The sequence below is a fragment of the Rhizobium sp. Rhizsp42 genome (genome assembly GCF_047304155.1).
In the GTDB taxonomy this organism is placed as follows: domain Bacteria; phylum Pseudomonadota; class Alphaproteobacteria; order Rhizobiales; family Rhizobiaceae; genus Rhizobium.
The window spans coordinates 171,766-195,232 of record NZ_JBGLYS010000007.1 but is presented as its reverse complement, the minus strand read 5'-3'; the positions used below and the strand labels follow the sequence as shown (position 1 = coordinate 195,232).

Genomic DNA, 23,467 nt, shown 5'->3' with positions numbered 1-23,467 from the left:
CCCGATCTGACCGGGAGGGCGTTTTTATCGAGGGCTTATTGGTTGACGTAGATCGCGTCGTAATTGATGACGCGCGTCGGATCGATGTAGATGTTGTCGGCGCCGCCCATGCGCAGGGACTTGGCAACGACGCGGCGCTCGTTGATAACAGGCACCCACGGCGCATCGGCCATGATATCGGTGAAGACCTTGCCCCACGCGGCGGTGCGCTCGGCCGTTTTTGCCGGATCGGACATCGAGTCGGCCGCGACCGCGCGCTTGTCGAGATCGGCGTTGCAATACCACGACCAGTTCCAGCCGCCGGCGACGGCACCCGAGCAACCGAGGATCGGACCGTAGAAGTTCGACGGATCTGGGAAGTCGGCGATCCAGGCCATGCCACCCGACCAGATCATCGGTGCTTCGCCTTCCGTGCCGCCAGCGGCGATGACATTCGCCTGCGCCAGCGCGCGGATTTCAGCCTTGACGCCAACGGCGGCGAGATCCTGCTGGATCGCCTGGGCGATACGCGGCTGCGGATCGGTATTGGTGGCGTAAAGCACCGTTGAGAATCCATCGGCAAAGCCGGCTTCCGCCAGCAACGCCTTGGCCTTGGCCACATCATACGCATAACCGGTGAAAGACTTGTCATAGCCAGGCATCAGCGGCGGCAGCGGCTGGTTGGCAGGCGTCGCGCGACCGTTCAGGATACGCGTGATGCGCTCCTTGTTGATCGCCATGTTCATGGCCTGGCGAACCTTGACGTCGTCGAAGGGCTTCACCTTGGTGTTGAGCGTGATGTAGCCGGTGTGCAGTTGCTCACCATCGACGATCATCTTCGCGCCGTCGGCCGAGTTTTTGATCTCGAGGAATTTGGCAGGCGGGATGCCATCGCCCGCGATATCGACCTCGCCTTTCTGCAGGCGAAGAAGTGCTACGAGCGGCTCCTGCCCCACCTCGACGCTGAAGCTGTCGATATGCGGAACGTCCTTGACGAAGTAATCCTTGTTGCGCTCGAAAAGCAGCTTTTGGCCGATCGTCCAATCCTTCAAAACGAAGGGGCCGGATCCGACCGGCTTCTTGCCAAAGTCCCCGCCCGCGGCCTCAACGGCTTCCTTCGGCACAACCGAAGCGAAGTTGATGGCGAGCACGTGCAGGAAGGTCGCATCCGGGCGAGATAGGGTGAAGATCACAGTCGACTCATCGGGCGTCTCGATGCCTGATAGCGTGGTTGCCTTGCCGCCGGTCACATCCTCGAAACCCTTGATGGCGCCGAAGAAGCCGGCGCCTGGTCCCTGCGTCTTCGGATCGACGGCGCGTTCGATCGAGTATTTCACATCCGACGCGACGACTTCGCGGCCATTCGAGAACTTCACGTCCTTGCGCAGTTTGAAAGTGTAGCTGAGACCATCGGGCGCTACAGTGAAGCTTTCGGCAAGCGACGGCACGAGGTTCGGCGTACCGGGCTCGTAATCCATAAGGCGCGAATAGAGGCTCTTGATCATCGACCAGTTTACCCAATCGTAGCCGATGGCCGGATCTAGCGTGGTGATGTCGTCTTTATACGTTACGACGATGTCGCCGCCCTGCTTGGGCGCATCTTGCGCCATGAGCGACAGCGGAGCGAGCGCCACCATCGTTGCCATGGTTGTGGTATGAAGCCAGCGTTTGAACATTCTCGGTTCCCCTTCTTTGGTTGCTGTCAACGTGTGCGAATGCGTGGATCGATAAGTGGCGCGATGAGGTCGGCGAGCAGGTTGCCGATGACGATGGCGAGCGCAGATACCAGCGTGACGCCCATGATGATCGGGATATCCACCTGCTGGATCGCCTGCCAGGCGAGCTGGCCGATACCCGGCCAGCCATAGACGGCCTCGACGACGACCACGCCACCCATGAACTGACCGATATCGATGCCGATCATCGCGATGACGGGCAGAATGGCGTTCGGAAGCGCGTGGCGGAAAACGACGCGGCGAGACGACAAACCCTTGGCGCGGGCGGTACGGACATAATCCTGGTTGAGGACATCGATCATCGCCGACCGAACCATGCGCGCATACCAGCCGGCGCCGAGAATGCCGAGGGTGGTGGCTGGCAGCACGACATGGGCTAGTGTGCCGTAGCCGCTCATCGGAAACCAGCCGAGCGTGACGGCGAAGACATATAGCAGCAGCAGCGCGACGACGAACTGTGGCGCCGACACGCCGACGAAAGAGGCCATCATGACGACCCGATCGACGAAACCGCCTCGGCGCACCGCGGCGACCGTCCCAAGCATCAGCCCAAGTACCACCTCCACGAAGATGCCGGCAAGCATCAGCGTCAGCGTCGCGGGAAGGCGCGCCACGATCAGGGTCCAGACATCGGTCTTTTGCGCGTAGGAACGGCCAAGATTGCCGGAGAGAAGATTGTGCAGATACGTCCAGAACTGGACCAGCATCGGCTGGTCGAGCCCCAGTTCGTGGCGAATATTGGCCACGGTCTGCGCCGTTGCGCTGCGGCCGGCGATCATGCGCGCGGGATCGGCAGGTAGCGCATAGAGCAGTACGAAAGTGATGGCAGCCACGCCGAACAAGATCAGAGCGGCCTGGACGAGGCGGCGGAGAACGAGAAACATCAGCCCCGGCCCCGCTGCGTCGGATCGAGAATATCGCGCAACGCATCCCCTACCAGGTTGAACGAAAGAGCCGTCAGCAAAATCACAGCGCCAGGGAAGAACACCAGCCAGGGTGCGGCCTGAAAGTAACTCTGGCTCTCGAAGATGATATTTCCCCAGGACGGCTGCGGCGGCTGAACGCCGATACCGAGGAACGACAGTGTTGCCTCCAGAAGCACTGTAGTCGCGATGCCGAGCGTGCCCCAGACGATGGCCGTCGGGATCAGGTGCGGCAGGATATGTAGGAAGAGAACCCTGAGATGACCGGCGCCCAGCGACCGCTCGGCCATGATGAAATCACGCTCCGACAGGCCGCGTGTTTCCGTATAGACGATGCGCGCCACTTGCACCCAGTTGACCAGCGCGATAACCATCGCAACGATCCAAAGGCTCGGCCTAAGCAGAGCAGCCAGGACGATCGCGAGCAGCAGCGCCGGAAAGGCCATCATCAGATCGGTGAAACGCATCAGAATATTGCTGGCGATGCCCTTCACATAACCCGCGACGATGCCGATCATCAATCCGATCGCAACCGCGATCCCGTTTGCCACCAGGCCGATGACGAGCGACGTGCGTGCTCCATAAAGCAGGCGCGAGAAGAGATCCCGCCCAAGCGTATCGGTTCCAAGCAGGAACTGGCCGCCGGGAGGCAGCGGCGCTCCCTCGATCGAGAGTCCGTCGAACATCTGATCATCTGGATTGAACGGCGCGATCCAGGGCGCGGCGATCGCCAATACGATGACAGCGACGACGATCGCGAGACCGAAGACCGCCGCCGGCTGGCGCAACATGGCTTTCAGGACACGCATCAACCGACCTCCGGCAATGGCTCGGCACCGCCGATGATGAAGGCCGCGAGCTGTTCCATCGGCAGGCGCCGGCGCATCGCGCAGTCCCGCAGGATCGCGTAGGCGCGTTCCTCATTGACAGCGTGGACACTCATCAAGCGCTCCACGGCTGCATGAACCAGCGGACGCAAGCGCACGCGCTCTTCCAGGAACTTGACGCGCTCGGCCACCGTCTGTCGTTCCTGATGGATCGATACGGCCATGACTAGCGCCGGATAGACAGCGGAGGCGGCAACAGGCTTTGCGATGATGGCGCCCGCCCCCTGCTCCAGCGCCCAGGCGATGCGGCCCGGCGCTTCGGACCCAAGCAGCGCCACGACAGGGCAAGCCGGCCTTGTGTCGCGCCATGGGAGAAGGTCATCCCAACCTTGGTCGGCATCGACGATGACCAGATCCGGCACCGCGGTGGTGCCCAACGGAGACCATTGCAAGGCCGACTGCGCGCCGAGCAGGCGAAGCTGGCGGACCAGCCTTTCGGTGTTGCTGTCTTCGCGATGAACGACCGTCACGCGCCAGCCGGTGAAATTCGGTGTCTCCCTCATGACACCACCCGCAGTCTCGGTGCGGCCGGCTGGCTGCGCCCGGTGAGGTAAGGATCGGCGGCAAGTGGCGGTCGCGAACTTATGACGTCGAAGCCGTTCTCGGCGTTGATGCGCCCGAGATGAAAAGGCAGCGCCGCGTGATTTGTTTCGCGATCAATCGACAACGACCCGAACAATGTCGGCCAGGCGGATGCGTGCAGCATCCGGCGCACCTCGAGCGGATTGTCGTCGTCAACCGCAACGATCGCATCGGCACACAGCTTCGCAGCCGTATAGGCGCCGGCAAACACGCTCGAAACACGCCGCTGGCTGCCGAATTGCGCCGCGACCCGTGCCTTGAAGGCGAGATTGTCCGCGGTGTCGAGATTGTCGAAATAGGAGGCTGCGCACAGCTGGCCGAGTGCTGCGCCCGCCGACATCTCGTCCAGTTCGCACTCCATCAGATCGCAGCTGACAACAGGGCAATTCTCGGGCCGAAACGCCGCGTCGCGCTCGCCGAGTTTGCGGATTGCCGCGAGAAAGGCATAGCTCGAAGGGCCGATCAAATTGTTGAGAATGAAGCTCGGGCGGCGCTGTTCGATATCGGCGACGATGCGATCGACGGACGTTTCCTCAAGCGGCAGGTAGCGCTCGCCAAGCACTTCGCCACCGGCATTGTGTATGAGCTCTCTCGCCAACCGGTTCATCTCCCAGCCCCAGACGTAATTGGCGCCGACCAGATAGGGGCGCGCACCAAAACGCGGTATCAGATGATCAAACAGCGGTATCAGGTGCTGATTCGGGCAACCACCGATGTAGATGACGTTCTCGTTGGCTTCGAACCCTTCATAGGGGCACATATACCAGAGCAAAGCGTCGTGCTTTTCGACAAGCGGAATGACTTCCTTTCGCGCCGCCGACGTGATTGTGCCGACGATATGGCGGCAGCCGGCGCGCAGAAGTTCGCGCGCGCCTTCGAGATAGGCAGAGAGGTCTGCATGCGGATCGAAGAACACCGGCTCCACCGCCCGGCTGCTTACCGCGGCGAACTCCGACAGCGCAAACTCCGCACCATCGCGCGCATCCCGTCCCATCGGCGCATATGGGCCGGAGGTGGAAAACAGAACGCCGATCTTCAGTGCATCAGCCATGCGGACCCCAAAAACGAAAAACCCCACGACGCGGTCCCATCGATGATGGGGACGTCATGGGGCGAAACTGCCCAGCGACTATCGAAGTCATGTGTGTGCGGAGACCATTTGCCTAATCCGCAGGCCTGCATAAAATACAGGCTCATAGGTTTTGTCAAGCGAGATCGTCGATACCAAAAACACGCTACCGACGATGCCCCGCTTGACCTCTACCCCAGTGCTTCCCAGGTATCCTTGAGCCCATCCGAATGGCATGGGCGCAGCAGGAGATAGCACGATGCAGATTACCTATCACGTCGGACAGCACGATGGTGGCTATGGATATCGCCTTGGCGATGTCTGGTCCGAAACCTTTCCCACGCATGGCGCGGCACTTTCCGCGGCCAAGGCCGCCGCAAGCCGCCAGCATGTCGAAGGCCGTGACGCCGAAATCCAGTATCAGACCGCGGATGGTTCGTGGCATACGGAACATGCCAGCGGTGGCGATCGCCCCGATACCGAGGTGATTGACGACCGCTGAGCGCTGGGCGACCTTTCGCCAGAACTTCACCGACACAGGAACATAGAATGGCCACGACACCCCGACGCCCCGTCAATGCAATGGACGCGGCGGAAGCCCTGTTCAAACCCGCCAAGAAGCAGCCGCCTGCTGCCGTCGAGCGGCCGGCGATCCCGAATGCGAAGGAAATGGTGTCGATCAAGATCGACAGCGACGTTCTGGCGTTTTTCCAGGAAGACGGTCCCGGCTGGCAGGAACGGATCAATGACTGCCTGCGCGCGGCGATGAAGGCTGTCCGCTGATCGCTGAACGAGCGCAGCGCATCGCCGTGGTGCTAGCCGAGATGCTTGGCAGGGGGCCACGACGATGCGTGCTGCGTGACAAACTCAGACTAGCGCCCGCCTTCAACGAGGGAAATGGGGCATGAATATGACGTGTACGTAAAAGGAAATATATCGGATCGAATATCTCTCAATCGGGAAATTTTCTTATCGAAACGCCCCGATCCGTAGCGATCGGAACCGAAAGCAGCGGTAACGACCTTGACAGCGTAGGCCTTGCGCTCAAAAGCCGGGGCATATGTTTGCTTAAGGTTATCGACATGAAACTCCTCACGTCACTCTCCGCGTTTGTCGGCAAGACATTCGCCTTCTGGGTCATAATCTTCGCCGTGCTCGGCTTCCTGCTGCCGGATGTGTTCAAGCATGTGACACCCTATATCGTCACCCTGCTCGGCATCATCATGTTCGGCATGGGCCTGACGATCTCTGTCGATGACTTCCGCGAACTCAGCCGCCGCCCGGTCGAGGTCGCGATCGGCGTCGTCGCGCACTTCGTCATCATGCCGGCGCTCGCTCTGCTCTTGACCGTGCTCATCCCGATGCCGCCAGAAGTCGCCGCCGGCGTCATTCTCGTCGGCTGCTGCCCCGGCGGCACGTCGAGCAACGTCATGACCTATCTCGCCAAGGGCGACGTGGCGCTGAGCGTCGCCTGCACCAGCGTCACCACGCTGGCCGCGCCGATCGTCACGCCGTTCCTCGTCTGGATGTTCGCGAGCCAGTATCTGCCTGTGAACGCCATGGCGATGTTCATGAGCATCCTGCAGGTTATCATCCTGCCGCTGGCGCTGGGCTTCCTGGCGCAGAAGGTGCTGCCGCGCCTGGTCGAAAAGACGGTCCCAGCGCTCCCTCTCATCAGCGTCGTCGGTATCGTGCTGATCGTCGCGGCCGTTGTCGGCGCCAGCAAGGGCGCCATCGCGCAATCCGGCCTTTTGATCTTCGCCGTCGTCGTCCTGCACAATGGGCTCGGCTATCTGCTCGGCTTCTTCGCCGCCAAGGCGTTCGGCCTCAATCTCTACAAGCGCAAGGCGCTAGCCATCGAAGTCGGCATGCAGAACAGCGGCCTCGGCGCTGCTCTCGCCACCGCATACTTCTCGCCGGTGGCAGCCGTGCCTAGCGCCATCTTCAGCGTCTGGCACAATATCTCCGGCGCGCTTCTGGCGAACTACTTCTCCAGCAGGACCGATGATGCCGCGGAAAACAAGCCGGTCGAGGCATCCTGATCTCTCGCCGAAAACACCATACAATCGATCGAATGGCCCGCCGAAAGCGGGCCATTTTCATTTTCGATCAGGTGCCCGGCGAGGCCTCACGATAAAATAACCAGTTGGTGAATTGTTTACTTGAACGGCCGGTTCGAATCGTCAAAGGTAAGCACGCTAACCAATCCCGTCATCGATTTGCCGTCCTTCTCGGACCCGCGCCGATACACCTCTATTTTGGAATGATACCGTGAGCAGCGATGCTTTGAACCGTGTAGCGAAGCCGTCGGCTTCGATGGCAAAGGCGACTGCGGCAGGATGGGGCAAGGGCCTCTCCACGTTGGTCCGCATCACCGTCATGGCCTTGCGCCACCCATGGCAATCCGGCCTTGCGATCGGAGCCACCCTGATTGCCTCTTCGTTCCAGTTGATGATCCCGCGCCTGCTCGGGCACGCGGTGGATCACACCCAGGCTGTCGTCGAAGGCGGTGCCGCGGGGCTGGTCGCCCAGGATGCGCTGTTAACGACCGCCTTGCTGCTGCTCGGCGCGAGCGTGATGCGCGGCGTCTTCACCATGGTGCAGAACTACTACAGCGAAAGTGTCGGCCATCACATGGGCTACGAGCTTCGCATCGCCTGCTACGAAAAAATCCAGCGGCTTTCCTTCAGCTTCCACGACAGCGTGCACTCGGGCGACCTGATCACCATCGGCCTGCGCGATCTGGAAGGCGTGCGCATGTACTTCTCGACGGCGCTGGTGCGCATGGTGCTGCTGACCATGCTGATCGGCATCGGCGCTTATATGCTTCTGTCGACCGACTTGGTGCTCGGCCTCTTGGCGCTGAGCTTCGTTCCCTTCGTCGGCTGGCGTTCATCGGTGACGCAGCTGCGGTTGCGCGCCACTTGGCTGGTGCTGCAGGAGCGGCTCTCGGTCCTGACCCGGATCATGGAAGAAAACCTTGGCGGCATTCGCGTCGTCCGCGCCTTCGCATCCCACGCCTACGAGATGTCGAAGTTCGAAGCGGCGTCGAAGAGCGCGCTGGAGCTGGCGCATCAACGCGTCGGCATCCGCGTCATCAATACCAGCGCCATGACCTTCTCCTTCTTCGCCGCCATGGGCCTCGTGCTCTGGGTCGGCGGCGGCAAGGTGATATCGGGCGAGATCACCGTCGGCACGCTCGCATCGTTCCTTACCTTCATGACGATCCTGCAGATGCCGGTGCGCCAGCTTGGCCTGATGGTCAACGCTTTTGCCCGCGCCTCCACCTGCGGCACACGATTGTTCGAGCTGCTCGATCTTGAGATCGCCGTTCGCGATGCGCCGGACGCGAAGGAGTTGAAGATCACCGACGGCACGCTTCGGTTCGAGAATGTAAGCTTCAGCTATCCAAGCACGCCAGGGCAGCAGGCGCTGCGAGGCATCTCCTTCGAGGCAAAGCGCGGCGAGACGATCGGCATCGTCGGCCCGCCCGGCAGCGGCAAGTCGACGCTGGCGCATCTCATCCCACGCTTCTACGATGTCACCGGCGGCCGCGTCACGATCGATGGCCAGGATGTCCGCAGGGCGACACTTCAGTCGCTGCGCCGCTCCGTCTCCATCGTGCAGCAGGACTCTTTCCTCTTCACCACATCGATCGAGAACAACATCGCCTATGGCGACCCATGGGCGAAGGAAAGCCGCATTGCCGGCGCCAGCGAAAGCGCGCAGCTGCACAACTATGTGCTCGGCCTGCCGACGGGCTACGACACAGTCGTCGGTGAGCGCGGCGTGTCGCTCTCCGGCGGCCAGCGCCAGCGCCTGTCGATTGCCCGTGCCCTGATGTTGAAGCCCGCAGTGATGGTCTTTGACGATTCCACAGCCGCGATCGATGCCGCGACCGAGCAGCGCATCCGCTCCGCCATGCGCAAATACGCCGCCGATCGCGTGACGATCATCGTGGCCCACCGGCTGAGCTCGCTGATGCATGCGGACCAGATTTTGTTCATCGAAGAAGGCGAGATCGTCGAGCGCGGCACACACGAGGAACTGCTAGCCGCGAACGGGCGCTACAAGGCGCTTTACGATCTGCAGGTGCGTCCCGGCGACGAAGCCGTGAGTGCCTAGGGAGGAAGACATGGCCGAGGAAATGGAAACCGAACGCTCCGACGTTCGCGAGGACGGACGCCGGCCGCCGCGCGCGGTGGTGGGATCGCAGCGCGTCGAGGAGGAAATGTTCGGCAAGGCATTCGACGGCAACGTCATCAAGCGGATATGGGCCTTCGTGCGGCCCTATCGGCGCGACGTCGTGCTCTCCGTCTGCGCGGTGCTGACGTTTACGCTGATGCAGCTGATGATTCCGCTGATCATCCGCTACGCGATCGACCACGGGATGCAGCAGGATGGCAGCCATTCGGCGCTGACATGGGCCGTCGTTGCTTTCCTCGTCGCGATTCTCATCAATTACGGGGCGAGCTACGCGCAGGAAACACTGGTCGGCGGAGTGGCCGAAAACGTGCTTTTCGACATCCGCCGGCAGATGTTCTCGCATCTGCAGCGCGTATCGCTCTCCTTCATGGACAAGACCGAAGTCGGCCGCCTGATGTCGCGCCTGCAGGGCGACGTCAATTCGATGCAGGAATTCCTGGAAACATCGGTTCTTTCGGTGGGCGACATGACGCTGCTCGTCGGCATCGTCGGCGTCATGCTCTATCTCGATCCAAAGCTTGGCCTGCTGACGCTTTCGGTTCTGCCGATCCTGTTCATTGTGCGCCTCTTCTGGCTGCCGCTTGCCCGCAAGTCGTTCATGGCCGCGCACGAGACCAATTCGGTGGCCAACGGCGCCTTGGCCGAAGCAATCCACGGCGTGCGCGCGGTACAGAGCATGGACCGACAGGGCGTCAACTTCACGCTCTACGACGACAAGGCGAAGGCAAACCTTCTGACCCACCTCACCGCGGCGCGTTACGCGCAGGTGATGGTGCCGATCGTCGATTCTCTTACGGGCGTCGCGATGGCGCTTGTCATCGTCGTTGGCGGTGCACGCGTGCTCAACCAGGCGCTCGACGTCGGCGTGCTCGTGGCATTCCTCTTCTACATCCAGCGTTTCTTCGACCCTATCCGTTCGCTCACACTGCAATACTCCGTCATGCAGCGCGCAATGGCATCCGGCCAGCGCTTGACCGAGGTGCTCGATGTTCCGATCGACATCAAGGACGCGCCCGATGCGGTCGTTCTCTCCAAGGACATGGACGGCTCCGTCGAGTTCCGCGACGTGGTCTTCGGCTATAATGCGAAGCATCCGGTGCTCAAGCATGTGAGCTTCAAGGTCAACCCGGGCGAAACGGTCGCTCTTGTCGGCCCGACCGGCTCGGGCAAGTCGAGCTGCATGTCGCTGATCCACCGCTTCTATGATGTGCAGCAGGGGCAGGTGCTTGTCGGCGGCCACGATGTCCGCGCGCTGACGCAGGATTCGCTCGGCGACCAGATCGCCATGGTGCTGCAGGAGCCGTTCTTGTTCACCGGAACCGTGTTCGAAAACATCCGTTATCACAAGCACGATGCGACGCGGGAGAAGGTCATCGAAGCGGCCAAGGCCGTCGGCGCGCATGATTTCATCATGCGCCTGCCAGAGGGATACGACAGCATGCTGGGCGAGCGCGGCGGCAATCTTTCGCTCGGGCAGCGGCAGCTTTTGTCCTTCGCGCGTGCGCTTGTAGCCGATGCCAAGATCCTTGTGCTGGACGAGGCGACGGCGAATATCGACAGCTATACGGAGATGCTGATCCAGAAGGCGCTGGTGAAATTGCTGGAGGGTCGCACCGGCCTAGTCATCGCCCACAGACTGGCGACCATCCGCGAGGCCGACCGGATCATCGTTTTGCAGAATGGTGAACTGGTGGAAAGCGGCAGCCACCAGCAGCTCATGGCAAACCGCAAGCTCTACGCGCGGCTCTACGACCTCAACTACGCATCATTCGACGATATTCCGGAAACCGTTCTTGTGGGGAGCCAGCCAAATAGCCCCAACGCCACGTGATGTCCTACAACATTTCAGTATTTAATACGATATAATCTCCACGCTAAGTCGTACAATTAATACAAAATAACAATAGATTGGATAATATAAAGACTTTATAAGCGATTTCGGCGCCGTTACGGCTTTTTTGGCAAAAAATAAACTATGCATTTTTGTATTTTCTCATTCTTATTTATTTAATTTGGAACTATTGAGGCATTGCAAGTGCGTGTCTAATTCGCGGATATTTGTATTATATACGGCTGCCCGCACGTCCCCAACGGATAGCGACAACGTACTACGTTCAGGCTGAACGATCTGGGCTCGACGCGTCCGATTACCACAGACGTTTGATCGTAGGTCTAGGGCGTCGTTGAACCTAATCGGCGCAAAGCGCCCTCTCGGACGCGTTGATAAAGGCACCAATCCTCGTGGCTTGCGCGCCGCTTCGTCGCGCACGCGAATAGAGCCCCTTAGGCTTCAGCACGACCAGGCATCAAATGCGGTTTCCAGACATGGCGCGACTAATTTCGCCTCGCTAGCGTGACTAGAAAGTGGGACGCCAACGGCCCTCGGGCAGAAGAAACATGTCCCAGCGGGTACCAAGATTTCACTTGCAGCACCTCGATTTTCGGATGAGCATTTTGTCATAGAGACAAAAAGGAAGCCCCTCCATGACCGAAGCCGCCACCAAGATGCACGCCTACAACGACCTGAAATCTCTGATGGAGGAGCCCGACCTGTGCGCATTTTCTTTGGATTTCTTCGCTAAGTACGACCAGGGCAACCGTCCGGTAGCCGCCCCTACCCTGTCGATGGCAATCACCGAAACGCTGCCACTGATCGCTCCCAGCCGGACGATTTTCGGAGCGCGTTTTATGCCCGGAAATAGACGGTCCTACGGCGGCTATGAGGTCGTATTCCCGGATGCCGACGATCGTCCAACGGACGGCTATGCCGAGTGGGGTATCCGAAAATCCGTGAGTTTCGATGACGAGATTGAGATATTTGATGCCACGGAGGAATTCGAGACTGCGGAGGGATTGCTCCGATACAGAGCGCAGGAACTCGGGGATGACGAACGGTCCCTTGAGATTATAAGTGACGGCGTTGTCGGTTACATTCAAGCATTCGACAACATCGCACTGTGGAACCCCAAAGCCTCAACTGACATCGCAGCGGGATTGGATGAGCTTTTCGAGGGACGTGACTGGACACGTTTTGTGTCTGAGGCCGATCTGGACGTTCCGAAGGTGGCCATTTCTAACATCGATTTCTTTAGCTACGACGACGACCTGACTCTCGTCAGGTTTGACTATACCAACGGCCCGGAGGGCGGTCGCGAAATGAACTACGTGAAACAACATCGCTCCGGCCCGAAAGTTGTGCGTCACGGCTGGAGCCCCCTGCGTTCCGCGGTGCCAGCATTCAAGGGTCGTCAGCTCAACCAGGTATACGATGCGCTGCAATCGGCCGTCGATTCCTGCTGGAACAGCGGCAGCCCAACGCCATGACGAACGCGCCGGTCAAGACCAATGCGCGGACAAAATATCCATGTAACGGAGAGTAGGCTTGGTATCGCGTCGCCTATTCTGAAATCTCATTGTTTGCATTCCGATTGAGCGCGGACCTGCGCGGACAGGAGGCCATATGCCAATGACTGATGACGGTGAAAGCATAGGCCTCTTCGAACCCCTCCTCGTTTCCCAGGGAGCTAAATCTCGGTCCAGGCTGAACGAACTGGCGCAAACTTTGGCAGCGAAGTCCGCAGCGCTTTCCACTTCCCTCCCCTTACCGATGACTGATGCTGTGGTCGATCTCATCCGGGTCACGGACTGCTTCTACAGCAACCGGATCGAAGGTCACATGTGCCGGCCGTTGGACATCGACCGGGCGATGCGTGGCGAATTCAGCGCAGAAGAGGATATCCGCGCGTTTCAATTGGAAGCACGAGCCCACATCGCCGCGCAGACATGGATTGACGATGGTGGGATCGCAGCCGAGCCTTTTTCAGTCGAAGCAGTCTGTCAGGTTCACAAGCGGTTCTGCGAACTATTGCCTTCCGGTTTGCTTTTGGTCGACGCACCAGATAGCGGACTACCGCTATCTGTGGAACCAGGAGCGATCAGGACCGTCGGCGTTCGAGTGGGCCGACACGTGGCAGTCAGCGCGGGCGCAGTCCCCCGCTTTCTCGCTCGGATCGAGCGCGCCTACAGGTCGACAGGTCAAATCGACGGAATTCTCAGCGCCGCTTGTGGCCACCACCGCCTTCTATGGGTGCATCCATTCTTGGACGGCAACGGTCGCGTTGCCAGACTAGTTTCATATTCAGCGCTCCGGAATTCCATCGGCACAAAAAGCCTGTGGTCTCTCGCTCGAGGCCTGGCTCGCCGAGAGCAGGAATACAAGTCGCACCTTCAGTCGTGCGACGAGCCGCGCCGCGGCAGTCTCGACGGCCGTGGATCGCTAAGTGAGAGCGCCCTTGCGGCCTTCGTCGAATTTTTTCTCGCGACCTGCATCGAAGAAGTCGATTTCATAAACGACCTCGTTCAGCCCCTGAAACTGCGCGACCGTGTCCGCACATGGGGACTGGAACAGCTGCGGATGGGACGATTTCCACCGGGTTCAGACGCACTGCTTGCTGCCCTCGTCAGAAGCGGGCGGTTGGACCGTGCCGAGGTTGCGATCCTGATTGGTGCGACCGACGGCTTAGACCGGCAATTGATCACGGCACTTGTCGAGTCCGGCATCGTCCAATCGGATGATCCGCATTCGCCCCTCCGTCTCTCGTTTCCAATCAAGCTGGTCGACCAGCTATTGCCCGGCCTTCTGCCAAGCGAAAGTGACGTCGCCCCTTCGATGGGAGAGACTTCATAGGGGCGCTCTGATAGTACATTCGGCTCCCTGCCGCGCGCTCGCCTACCCTGACTGCCTCTGATGTCGTCGAACAAGCGATTGAGATATCTTCGTCCATCGACGACGGGTTAGTCATTCCCCTTTCCGCTCGACCCACCGTGCACGAATTGCGCCGGCCGTTTATTCGATCCACACTCTAAAGGTTCCCAAGCGAAGAAGGTTGAAATGACATCGAAGCATCTCGTGCCTTTGGATCACAACGCCGTTAGCAGTATCCAGCGGGACGAACGTAAACGTGTCAGTGCCAATCTCGAGATTGCGATACGGCTCGTTGATTTGTCTTGGACCATGCTTTCGGAAGCCGCCGGTTATACCGACCTAGAGAAACCAGAACCGGATGACGACACTCCGGAAAAATACTTCCATGAAATGAAGTTCGACGCTTTGGAGCTGGCTGACGGAATATATGGGTCGGCGTCCGAATCCGGTCGCCTAAAAGATGACAGGGACCTAGAGCGGTTCAAGTCGACAGGCGCTCTCGCCGAGGACGCCTCACCCAGAATACAGGCGCTTGCCCTACTGACATTAGCCAAGACGTTGGTCGAATGCCCGTCGGCCCGATTGTTTGTCGTACCAAGTGTCTTTCAGGACTGAGCGATTTGCATAACCTTGATGGCTAGAACTCTTTCAGAGCCTCCATTGCAAAAGCATCTAGCGGGCGACTGGCTCCGGCCCCGCCAGCAGGGCATTGATTGGCGATAGGCCTTGGGGCCCGTTTATTCTTGGTCGGCCATTGCGGACTACGCCAGCCCCTTGCACAATAGGACATCGACCTGTGAGACAACCGAAGTGGCCAAAAGAACGAAACGAATCGACCTTAGAAATATCAAGATCAAATTCACCGGCGATCTAACGCGGCCCGCGCCACCACCCCCACCGAGCCACGAATCCGAAGTCATCGTGACAAAATTCGAGGCGAGCTTGCAGCTGGAACGGGCTACTCGCATCGTCGCACTAATCGTGACTTCCACCGAAATTGTGGCGCGCTACCGTCGCACTGCATCAAACAGTGCGGGGACCAGCATAGATTCCACATTCCTCGGGGCACACGCCACCGCCAAGCACGTATTGTCAACGCTCAGACAGCCGTCCAGCAGGTTGTCACTTCGTCGCATTGTCGACTCTGAACGAGGCGCGTCAGAGTACGAGCCACTTTTTGAAGCAAACATGCTTCGGGGTGCCATTTACTTCCAAACATCGTGGCGCTTTTCATAGCAAGTGGGATGGTGCGTCTCGCGCATTGGAAAAATGCTCAATTTTAACGAGGGCCACTCCCGCGCGACATTCCGGATGCTTCGGTCACACAGACAATGAGCCGCTCTACATTTTCGGACACATAACGGGCAGAATGAGTCCTCGCCGCATTCCCGGGCTCCTTGTTGACGTAGCGATGAGCGCCAACATCAACTGATGTCGCAAGAGCAGCATTCGGCGCTCGCGAAACTCAACTATCCGCTTCTTTATTCGTCAGCGTGAGTTTGACTTTCAGCGGCTTCGCATCGCGCGCTTTGGGGACGATGATACGTCTGCCGAGCGGTTGGAAGTCCTTTCCAAGGCAGCTGCCGAACGTGGCCTTTTCGCCGGATCCCTTCTCTACGGGCGGTATAGTCGTTCCCATTAGATCTGCCTCCTCCAACGTTTGGAGATACTACAGAAATCGCCTGCTCGTGTCGATGAATGCATTCGCGAGATAATATTGCACTGCCCCGCAACGAAAGACGCGGGCAAGGCGTCGACTATTTGCCCTGTTGCTCGACGCCGGCGACCAGCATGTCAACGATCTCCTCGCATTCACCGATGGAAGGCGGGTCCCCCAGGCCGCCAACCTCTCTCAGCAGTTCGTGCAGCCTTGCTGCTGCTATTGTCCGATCACCGGCAATAATCTGTTGGCGCTGTGCCTCTGTGAAATCAGCGATCATTAAGCCTCTCCTTCAGACAATTGCACCGCAAGGCAATCCGCTCGTCAACATCAATCGGTGCACTCATCTGCCTCCAGGCGACCATTTTTATTGGCTACCTCACACCGCCGCCTCCCCACTATGAAACAGGCGTAGTCCTTGTGAGATCCGAGGCAGACCTTTTGCGCGTAGTGCCAGCGGAGTCCCCTCCATAGCGACGCCGACGCGGCCGAAAGGCCTCCGGCGGCCTTGCGGAAGAGGTCGAAATTGGTTCGATAACTGCGCTTATGATTGCGCGAGTACGCCCTCGAACATGGGGTAGTGCGACCCAGCCACAGGAGTGCTGGGCGCGGCGACCCGGCGTGCGCCGCCAGTCATGAGCGGCAGTCCGACGGTTTGCTAATTTGACATCATACCCGCGTTGATTTCATACGCATCCGCCGCGAACTTGGCGGTTTCCTTCGAAACGAGCTCCCTGGCAGCAAGCCATGCGGATACCTCACGCCAGCTCCACAAGGGCCGGTCCGACGCGAGCCGGCGAACGGGAAGCGGCATCGCGTCATCACTATGCGAGTTCGCCAACGCGTGGACCCGATGCCATCCCAGACCGCTTTCGTTGCCTATTTCCTGAAGCGTAACTAGATCGTCTGGTTCAAGCCTGATTACCTTGCCGCCGTCGACAACGATAGTCTCTCGAGCACGGGCTACAGCAGCCGCCAGGCCCTCGGCGGAAAGAGCGTAGTCTATCAGCCAAACAGAGTTCATCCAACGTGTGCCGAGGACGCCGTCGCGGTGCGCGTCGCCAACGAACTCCGCGGCACCATCATTTTGCACGACCGCCAGCGTGAATTTCCAAACAGCCATCCTTGCCTCCCCGAGCTGCGGCCGCCGCCGTGGGACACTAGTTTACGTGGACACCGTCAATCCTCGCTGACGATCCTGCCATGCAATCATTTTGCTAATCAACGATACCGTAGGTCAAAGTAGTCAGACTACCTAACCTGCACGGCCTACTCCGCTGCTATTCCGTCCAATCCCGCATTCCGCTTGATCGCGTCAAAATCATAGATACGAACAGACGGGCAAACCTTGCGTGCAATATCGGTAAGGTGGCGATGATGCGTCAGGTAGATTACCTGGCCGTGCTGTGCCATCCCGGCGAACAGCCTGAATGCTTCCTCCGCACGGAAGTCGTCGAACGTCTCCATGATGTCGTCGGCGATGAAAGGGATACCCGGGCGCTCGGCGGTGAATTCGTGGTATCCCGCAACCCTCAATGCCAAATAGAGCTGGAACCGCGCGCCTCGGGATAGCGCGTCGGCGGATATCGAGCCACCGTTTGCCGACACGGCCATGAGGACTTCTCCATCTTTCCCCGGCTGGGCGGCGACCCCGGTGTAGGCCCCGCGGCTTATAGTTCGGAACGCTTCGGATGCTCTGGACATCATTCCGCTCCGGTGACGATCTCTGTAAAGTTTGATCGCCTGCTCAGCAGCGGCGATACCGAAACGAAGCTCCAGGTAGCTCCCTGCCCGCTCTTCGATTTCCAGTAAGGTGGTTCGGCGTTGTTCTTCGATCCGCGCTACCGCCGCATCGCCTCCAACGGCGTCCAGCGATTTCCTGAGTGTCGAGACCTCATGAAAAGCGTCCTGGCAGGCCTTCTCATGGTTCTCCAGGACTGTTTTCATGCCTTCCAGCTCGACCTCGAGAGCGTCCCTGTCAGCATTCGATAGTTCCTGCTCGACCCGGGCGACGTCCTGAGCGCCGGCGATCTCCAAGAGCTCGCGCTCCAGGCTCGCAAGTGTCGTCTGCGCCGCCTGACGTCTGGAGTAGAGATCGATCTGCGCTTCGACTTCGTCAATCGTGGCGCACCCGAAGAACGCGGTCATCTCATCGATGCGTCCCGAGACAATCTGACTGGAAATGAAAAGAGCTTTTTCCTGCTCTCGAGCCTTACGGAGTACTTCCGTCATGTTCTCGATCCGCTCTTTGCTACGCTCAGCGGCCTTGATCTTTTCGGCAATCGCCCACGTCAGGTCGCTGAGCGATCCTGAACGACTTATGGAAAGTGCCGCGCAAAGATCGAAGACCGCCTGTTCGAAGACGGCGGCGTCTTTCTCCATTTTCTGAACACGGTCAAGCAGGCTGTCTTTCATCTCGATCGCAGCCGACAATTTCTCCAAGAGAGGAATAATCGCGTTCAAAGCATCGACATCTGGCACGGAAGGTTCATCCTTGAGCCAGCAACCTTCACATACCTCATTCCATTTTGCATTCCACTCCACATCGGCGGCCCGTGCATCGTCGAGCAGCCTCGTTCTTTCGATGCGATCCGCGTTGAGGCGCTCAAGTCGGTCGGCCTGGTCCATCGCCGAATTGAAGCGGTCCAGTTCGTTCTCCGCTATGACAACCAACGAACCTATATCTTCAACGTCTACGACCTTGATTTCCGCGGCCCGTAGCGCGGCGATTAGCCGTACCTTTACTGCGGAGGATCGATCTCGAACGTCGGCTATCTCCTGATCGATACCGCTTAGCTCGTCGCGGGCCGCCAGTGCCGCCGTCCTTCGGCGCATCCATTCCTGAAGCTCGCCAGGGTCGCGTGTTAAAACCTGTGCCCCGCTTACGTCAGCGACGCTAGCAAGCATCTCGGATGCCAAGGCAACTAGCGCGTTTTCCGCAGCTGAAAGTCGCTCACTTACCGTGCGGAGGTCGGCTTCCACTCCGGCGCGCGTTAGACCTAGTTGCGCGAGCTTTCCTGTCTCGGCGAAATGCAGGAGCCGCTGCGCCACTATCTGGTCATCAGCTCTCATGGCCCGCTCGAAGCTGAGCGCGGTATCGGCCGTTAGCGCTTGTCGGTGCGAAACCCAAGCTTCATCTCGCACAGACCTGCTGGTGACGGCCGACGTCTCGTCTATGTCGCCTGACCGTCCACGGATGGCGTCGATCTGCGCGTCTAAACGGCCGAGGTCGGCTCGCAGTCGATCGATATCGGAAGCAGTGGCTTTGGCGGCGTCGCGCGCCTCTGAATGCTTGATTTTCCACCCGTCGAGCGTTGCCTGCAATGGAACCGCCATTGCAGCTAGTTTCTCCGGCGTGCCGCGCCACGGTGCCAGCTGTGCCATGCCCTCCAACAGAGTGTTCGCAGCAGCTTCTTGTCGCCGGGTCAGCAGGCGGAGCGACGTTTCGTCGTCTGTCTTCGAGACGGCGTTGACTACCGTAGCCAGCGCCTCGAGGGCTCGACGCCTTTCAGGCTGCCGGTACTCGATGAAGCGCTCGTAGGTTCCATCCTCTTCCGAAAGCGCCCGCTCAGTGCGGGCAAGCTCTCTGGCTGCACTATCCAGCTTCGCGTCAACGCCCGACCTTGAATTGATCAGGCTTCTAAATCTTCCGACTGTTGCCGCATCGAGAACCAGGCGAGCCGGGTCCCTCTCCAGAGGCTTTCCGAGCTGACGAAGCAGCGCCTCCACTGAAAGTTCAGCAATTCTTCCTTTGAGCTTCGGAATATCGACCTGCGCCGTGACGTAGCGCGGCTCGAGGGTCTTCAAGAGCTCTTCCGCCCGTCCCGCGAAAGCGAGAACCTCAGAAGGGTCCGGAATGTCATGGATCCCGCTTTCGATGTCGGCGATCGAACGGGCAACACTTTCGATCTTCACTCGGAGTTCGATGGTCTCTTTGCGAATCTCAGAAAGCGCATCCTTCCAGGAACCCGGAGGTTCCGGCACAATTGGCAACAGCGCAAGCTCGTTTCGCTGAGTGACCATCCTTGCCATTGTCGGAAGAGCTCGCAGGATGCGGTTTATCTCATGCGACCGTGTCTGGATTCCCGATAGCTGTTCGCGAGCTTCTCGATATCTTTCTTCATGGACGCTCAGCTCCGACTTCATCCGAGTGAAGTCGCTTGCCTGGAGATCAAGTTCTTCGCGCTTCTGTTTGAGGTCGGCGAGACGAGCTTTCAGTTCGGCAAGCTGCGTGTTGCGCGCACGAAACTTGTAAAAACCATCCGCGTCGGCTCTGATTTCGCCTAGTCTGCGGCTTAAATCGGCAAGACCAGCGCTTGCAGAGAACAGCAGTTCACCGAGATCGCCTTTGCTCGCCAGAATGCTTTCGCCACCACTTTTGAGCGTCTCTTCGTCAAGCGAGAACATCGTCGAAAACGCGCTGCGGTCTATGCCCCCTAAGTCCGCCAAAATCTCGGTGTCGGCAACCGTACGGTCATCGCCATCGAGCAAACTGTTCTGAGGGCGCTTGACCCTGACGAACTCTCGCTCACGTCCGCCCACATGCACATTGCCGCCTATCCTCATGGTCGGATACGGATGCAAAAAGCCGTACTTTGTGCTGTGCCCGATTCCGAAGACCAGATCGAGGATCGCACTGAATGTCGTCGATTTGCCCGCCTCGTTCGGGCCATAGATAATGTGCAGGTCGGGCGACCCAACGGGACGGGAGCCGAAATCGAAAACCGCATCGGTGAATTTGCCGTACCGCGTCAGGTCGAGGCGATTGATACGCAATTATTCACCCCCCACGTTCTGGAGCCGCGCAAGGACGTGCGTTGTGCCCTCGCTTGCAAACCTCGCCATGAGACTTTCAAACGTTTTTTGGTCGTTTCCGAGTATGTCCCTAAGCTCAGTGGGCAACTGGCTCCGCAACTCGTCGGCGATGGCTTTCATTTCAATATTGAAATCGACTGAACCGTGAATCTCTTGATCGATGATGTTCGCGAGCTCATCGAGAGCTCCGATATTCCCCGCGATCCGCTGTGGTCGCGCGGAAGAAACTTTGACCTTTTCGACCCAGAGGTTACCGAGGAGTGAGCCATGGGTTTCCAGCTCCGTCCGAAGCACATCAATATCCCTACGGACGCGCCATGCAAGCTCGCTGGATCCGATCACCTCGACGCGCGTGACGATCTGTTGCGCCGATACATCAGAAGCGTGCTTACTTAGCTTCTGTTTGGAAATTGCAACGACGTTCTCCCAATCGGTCGCGGCCGAGACGTCAATTTGAAGCCGCTCAAACCGCGCAACAGCTGTCGTTCTTTCTTCCACGACGACCGTGCGATCATCACTGACGGTCACAAGCGTTACGGTTTTCGAACCGTCCTCGTTGATATCGCGGCCCTGCGGTATTCCGGGCATTACGATTGCAGAAGACTTGTCGTCGAAGATCGAACGCTTGTGAATATGTCCGAGCGCCCAATACTGAAAGCCTGTTTGCTTGAGTTCCGCAACGCTGCAGGGCGCATACGGGTCGTGACCAGGCGAGCCGTTAAGGCTTGTGTGCATGATCCCGATATTGACCGCGTCGGGAGTGGGAAGGGCAAAGTGCCTGAGGAGGCTCTCGGGCGCGTGAGGTTTTGCGAAGCTCATCCCATGGATCGCGACGTCGAAATCACTGGCCGAGCGGTCAACCATTACCACTTCGGCTGCCTCACCAAAAACCCTTACCGAATCCGGCATGACAAGCTGCGCGGTGATCTTGGACAGAGCATCATGGTTCCCGCGGATGATGTAAGTTCGGATACCGGCTTGATCCAATCGACCGAGTTGCTCGGCGAGGAACCGCGCGGTCTTCATCGAGGTCTGCTCGCCGTCATACAGGTCGCCGGCGATGATCAGGGCGTCCACGCGCTCTTCCAGGCATAAATCAATTGTTTGGACGAAAGAGCGTCGAGTGGCCAACCCAATGAGCTCTGAAAGCTCGGAATTCAAGAGGGCGAGCGATTTCAACGGCGAGTCGAGGTGTATATCTGCGGTGTGGACGAATCGAAATGCCATGGTCGGTCCTTATCCAGATCGACTTTGATACGACTTTCACATTTGCAGCGCCAGTCGACATTCTTGGTTTGTTCCGATCTCCACAGCTCTTTTGGGAGGTCCTGATCAGGCGGCCTGCTCTCAACCGTTCGCGAACATGATCGGCTAATTGCGAGACCGCCTTCGTCAGAAGGCAAATTTCGCCTACACCCCTTGCCAACCCTAAAAAACCAAGCGAGCCTTGTTGCCAGAACTTACTCCACGCGGCTTCTCGAGCTGCCGTCTTTCAACCACGATCGCTTAGCAGATCGATGCCCCGGCGCTGTTTTTCGGGCGTCGAACTGCGTCCACGAGGCAACAATGCAAGCAGCTTCCGACGTACACCTACTCCAGACAGGCGAACTCTCAGATAATTCTGACCTGACCAGTTGCTCCTATATCGGCAAGCTGCTTGTTAGCGGCCCTGACGCGGCGATCGAGGTCGTCGGCAACCACATCTCCCAATTCATGTTTGGCCGCCCGAGCGACAACACCGCATTCCAGACAGTAATCGACAACTACCGGGACGCCATCCTCTCAGCAGCAAGCAAGCTGCGCCTTGAACCGAGTGACCGGGTCACGTTCACAGGCGTGTGGTTCCATGTCGACTATGACCAGCAGCCTTGGTTCGAAGGTTACGTTATTCACGTGACCTCCTCCGACGGCATTGCACATGCGCGACCCTACGATATCGAAATCTTCGACCATGACCGCTCGGATGAAGGCCGTTTCCGGATTGCCGAGTTCGCGGCTACGTCAGCAGGACATCTTGTGGACCGCTTGCTGTCCGCAGCCTTCGGTACGGCAGGAGACAGCTCCCAAAGCACGAGCGGACTTCCCAAGCTGCAAGGGGTGGTATGGTATCCGGCGGCAGATGGTGACAAGGCAGACCTGCCCATCGTAGTGTCCAAGCTGGTTGAGATCACCAGATCCGATCGATTGCCGGAGGATGTCGAACCTCTGAAGGCGGATCTGGGTGTGGCGCAGCAGGAATTTGTGGACGCTCACGCGGAGGCGTTGGCCTCAGGTGCGGCTTCCGAGAGGCTCAGGGATGCTTTCGCCGCACTCTATAAGATGTCGCCGAAGATGAATAAATGGGCCCTACGTCAGCTCCAGTTCAGCAAGTTTGGCGCGCGTGACGATCAGATCGTTGAACGCCAGGAAATTGACGGGTTGATCAGGCTCTCGGATCTGGCCAACAGCAGCCAACTTAACGGCTATTGGTTCCAGGTCAGGAGCAAGGACGGCATTATTCAGGGATCTAGGTTCAAGCGTTTCGATGATGATGCCCGGATAGGGCTGAATGACTACCGTGCGGTATTCAAGAGAAAGCTGGACGAAGATCAGGCGGACGAAGACCTCTCGTGCCATCTCGCTAGTGATTGGCATCCAACACGAACCGGTGCGTTGGTCCGGTTTCTTGCGAAAGGGTTTGAGCCACAATTGAGTTGGTGAGGTGTAACGCCAGGAAACAGCGGCCGACGCGCAATGGAGCTCACGGCTTCATTGTAGCGCCGCGCTCGGTCAGCATCTGCGCACTCCACTCGATTTTCCACGTCAGTGAATGGTTCGTAGCAATGGATCCAACAGAAAGTCGAGGTTGTGATCAATCAGGCCCGACTATCCTCCGTCCAGACGCCACGTCACCGCTTGTTCAATC

At 58.9% G+C, this 23,467-nt stretch carries 19 protein-coding genes; 9 read left to right on the top strand and 10 right to left on the bottom strand.

The window, feature by feature from the left end; all coding sequences use genetic code 11:
- Window positions 1-35: 35 nt before the first annotated feature.
- From ACCD05_RS10085 to ACCD05_RS10065, 5 genes are read right to left on the bottom strand one after another with little or no spacing between them, the layout of a single operon-like run.
- Window positions 36-1,655: an ABC transporter substrate-binding protein gene (locus ACCD05_RS10085; RefSeq protein ID WP_413392365.1), complete on the bottom strand. Its 1,620-nt coding sequence runs from the start codon at window positions 1,653-1,655 to the stop codon at window positions 36-38.
- Between the two features lie 26 nt (window positions 1,656-1,681).
- Window positions 1,682-2,602 (bottom strand): ABC transporter permease, encoded by a 921-nt coding sequence (locus ACCD05_RS10080; protein ID WP_413392383.1) that lies wholly within the window; start codon window positions 2,600-2,602, stop codon window positions 1,682-1,684.
- Window positions 2,599-3,447 (bottom strand): ABC transporter permease, encoded by an 849-nt coding sequence (locus tag ACCD05_RS10075; protein WP_111560918.1) that lies wholly within the window; start codon window positions 3,445-3,447, stop codon window positions 2,599-2,601. The genes ACCD05_RS10080 and ACCD05_RS10075 overlap by 4 nt, the downstream gene beginning before the upstream one ends.
- Window positions 3,447-4,028: an ANTAR domain-containing response regulator gene (locus ACCD05_RS10070; protein WP_413392363.1), complete on the bottom strand. Its 582-nt coding sequence runs from the start codon at window positions 4,026-4,028 to the stop codon at window positions 3,447-3,449. The genes ACCD05_RS10075 and ACCD05_RS10070 overlap by 1 nt, the downstream gene beginning before the upstream one ends.
- Entirely contained in the window at window positions 4,025-5,158 is a 1,134-nt protein-coding gene (locus tag ACCD05_RS10065) for a transporter substrate-binding protein (RefSeq protein ID WP_413392361.1), read from the bottom strand. Before ACCD05_RS10065 ends, ACCD05_RS10070 begins: the two co-directional genes overlap by 4 nt.
- A gap of 277 nt (window positions 5,159-5,435) precedes the next feature.
- Between ACCD05_RS10065 and ACCD05_RS10060 the strand changes: the two genes are divergently transcribed.
- The 8 genes from ACCD05_RS10060 (at window position 5,436) to ACCD05_RS10025 (ending at window position 14,702) form a co-directional block, all read left to right on the top strand.
- Window positions 5,436-5,678: a DUF2188 domain-containing protein gene (locus ACCD05_RS10060; protein ID WP_018900878.1), complete on the top strand. Its 243-nt coding sequence runs from the start codon at window positions 5,436-5,438 to the stop codon at window positions 5,676-5,678.
- 47 nt (window positions 5,679-5,725) lie between these two features.
- Window positions 5,726-5,959, top strand: coding sequence for a BrnA antitoxin family protein (locus ACCD05_RS10055; RefSeq protein WP_413392359.1), 234 nt, complete (start codon window positions 5,726-5,728; stop codon window positions 5,957-5,959).
- Window positions 5,960-6,258: 299 nt separating this feature from the next.
- The gene (locus ACCD05_RS10050) at window positions 6,259-7,218 is read left to right on the top strand and encodes a bile acid:sodium symporter family protein (protein ID WP_413392357.1); all 960 of its coding nucleotides are present in this window, start codon (window positions 6,259-6,261) and stop codon (window positions 7,216-7,218) included.
- A 274-nt stretch (window positions 7,219-7,492) separates the two neighbouring features.
- Window positions 7,493-9,301: an ABC transporter ATP-binding protein gene (locus ACCD05_RS10045; RefSeq protein WP_413392381.1), complete on the top strand. Its 1,809-nt coding sequence runs from the start codon at window positions 7,493-7,495 to the stop codon at window positions 9,299-9,301.
- A gap of 10 nt (window positions 9,302-9,311) precedes the next feature.
- Complete coding sequence (locus ACCD05_RS10040) at window positions 9,312-11,213, top strand: ABC transporter ATP-binding protein (RefSeq protein ID WP_413392355.1); 1,902 nt, start codon at window positions 9,312-9,314, stop codon at window positions 11,211-11,213.
- Window positions 11,214-11,866: 653 nt separating this feature from the next.
- Window positions 11,867-12,706, top strand: coding sequence for a hypothetical protein (locus ACCD05_RS10035; RefSeq protein WP_413392353.1), 840 nt, complete (start codon window positions 11,867-11,869; stop codon window positions 12,704-12,706).
- Window positions 12,707-12,848: 142 nt separating this feature from the next.
- Window positions 12,849-14,069, top strand: coding sequence for a Fic family protein (locus ACCD05_RS10030; protein WP_413392351.1), 1,221 nt, complete (start codon window positions 12,849-12,851; stop codon window positions 14,067-14,069).
- 204 nt (window positions 14,070-14,273) lie between these two features.
- Window positions 14,274-14,702, top strand: a complete 429-nt coding sequence (locus ACCD05_RS10025; RefSeq protein ID WP_413392349.1) for a hypothetical protein — start codon at window positions 14,274-14,276, stop codon at window positions 14,700-14,702.
- A gap of 850 nt (window positions 14,703-15,552) precedes the next feature.
- Here the strand turns inward: ACCD05_RS10025 and ACCD05_RS10020 are convergent.
- From ACCD05_RS10020 to ACCD05_RS10000, 5 genes are all read right to left on the bottom strand, one after another.
- The gene (locus ACCD05_RS10020) at window positions 15,553-15,726 is read right to left on the bottom strand and encodes a hypothetical protein (protein ID WP_413392347.1); all 174 of its coding nucleotides are present in this window, start codon (window positions 15,724-15,726) and stop codon (window positions 15,553-15,555) included.
- Window positions 15,727-15,844: 118 nt separating this feature from the next.
- A complete protein-coding gene (locus ACCD05_RS10015; RefSeq protein WP_113168719.1) occupies window positions 15,845-16,027 on the bottom strand; it encodes a hypothetical protein in 183 nt (60 codons plus the stop codon).
- 378 nt (window positions 16,028-16,405) lie between these two features.
- Window positions 16,406-16,870: a hypothetical protein gene (locus ACCD05_RS10010; RefSeq protein ID WP_413392345.1), complete on the bottom strand. Its 465-nt coding sequence runs from the start codon at window positions 16,868-16,870 to the stop codon at window positions 16,406-16,408.
- A gap of 146 nt (window positions 16,871-17,016) precedes the next feature.
- A complete protein-coding gene (locus ACCD05_RS10005) occupies window positions 17,017-20,523 on the bottom strand; it encodes an AAA family ATPase (RefSeq protein ID WP_413392343.1) in 3,507 nt (1,168 codons plus the stop codon).
- Window positions 20,524-21,789 (bottom strand): metallophosphoesterase family protein, encoded by a 1,266-nt coding sequence (locus ACCD05_RS10000; protein WP_413392341.1) that lies wholly within the window; start codon window positions 21,787-21,789, stop codon window positions 20,524-20,526.
- Between the two features lie 339 nt (window positions 21,790-22,128).
- On the opposite strand from ACCD05_RS10000, the gene ACCD05_RS09995 reads away from it, so the two are divergent.
- Window positions 22,129-23,262, top strand: a complete 1,134-nt coding sequence (locus ACCD05_RS09995) for a hypothetical protein (RefSeq protein WP_413392340.1) — start codon at window positions 22,129-22,131, stop codon at window positions 23,260-23,262.
- Window positions 23,263-23,467 lie beyond the last annotated feature (205 nt).

Bases quoted from the DNA above. Each gene is read 5' to 3' on its own strand.
- ACCD05_RS10085 (WP_413392365.1), bottom strand. From the start codon at position 1,655: ATGTTCAAACGCTGGCTTCATACCACAACCATGGCAACGATGGTGGCG.
- ACCD05_RS10075 (WP_111560918.1), bottom strand. From the start codon at position 3,447: ATGCGTGTCCTGAAAGCCATGTTGCGCCAGCCGGCGGCGGTCTTCGGT.
- ACCD05_RS10070 (WP_413392363.1), bottom strand. From the start codon at position 4,028: ATGAGGGAGACACCGAATTTCACCGGCTGGCGCGTGACGGTCGTTCAT.
- ACCD05_RS10065 (WP_413392361.1), bottom strand. From the start codon at position 5,158: ATGGCTGATGCACTGAAGATCGGCGTTCTGTTTTCCACCTCCGGCCCA.
- ACCD05_RS10060 (WP_018900878.1), top strand. From the start codon at position 5,436: ATGCAGATTACCTATCACGTCGGACAGCACGATGGTGGCTATGGATAT.
- ACCD05_RS10055 (WP_413392359.1), top strand. From the start codon at position 5,726: ATGGCCACGACACCCCGACGCCCCGTCAATGCAATGGACGCGGCGGAA.
- ACCD05_RS10050 (WP_413392357.1), top strand. From the start codon at position 6,259: ATGAAACTCCTCACGTCACTCTCCGCGTTTGTCGGCAAGACATTCGCC.
- ACCD05_RS10045 (WP_413392381.1), top strand. From the start codon at position 7,493: ATGGCAAAGGCGACTGCGGCAGGATGGGGCAAGGGCCTCTCCACGTTG.
- ACCD05_RS10040 (WP_413392355.1), top strand. From the start codon at position 9,312: ATGGCCGAGGAAATGGAAACCGAACGCTCCGACGTTCGCGAGGACGGA.
- ACCD05_RS10035 (WP_413392353.1), top strand. From the start codon at position 11,867: ATGACCGAAGCCGCCACCAAGATGCACGCCTACAACGACCTGAAATCT.
- ACCD05_RS10030 (WP_413392351.1), top strand. From the start codon at position 12,849: ATGACTGATGACGGTGAAAGCATAGGCCTCTTCGAACCCCTCCTCGTT.
- ACCD05_RS10025 (WP_413392349.1), top strand. From the start codon at position 14,274: ATGACATCGAAGCATCTCGTGCCTTTGGATCACAACGCCGTTAGCAGT.
- ACCD05_RS10020 (WP_413392347.1), bottom strand. From the start codon at position 15,726: ATGGGAACGACTATACCGCCCGTAGAGAAGGGATCCGGCGAAAAGGCC.
- ACCD05_RS10015 (WP_113168719.1), bottom strand. From the start codon at position 16,027: ATGATCGCTGATTTCACAGAGGCACAGCGCCAACAGATTATTGCCGGT.
- ACCD05_RS10010 (WP_413392345.1), bottom strand. From the start codon at position 16,870: ATGGCTGTTTGGAAATTCACGCTGGCGGTCGTGCAAAATGATGGTGCC.
- ACCD05_RS10000 (WP_413392341.1), bottom strand. From the start codon at position 21,789: ATGGCATTTCGATTCGTCCACACCGCAGATATACACCTCGACTCGCCG.
- ACCD05_RS09995 (WP_413392340.1), top strand. From the start codon at position 22,129: ATGCAAGCAGCTTCCGACGTACACCTACTCCAGACAGGCGAACTCTCA.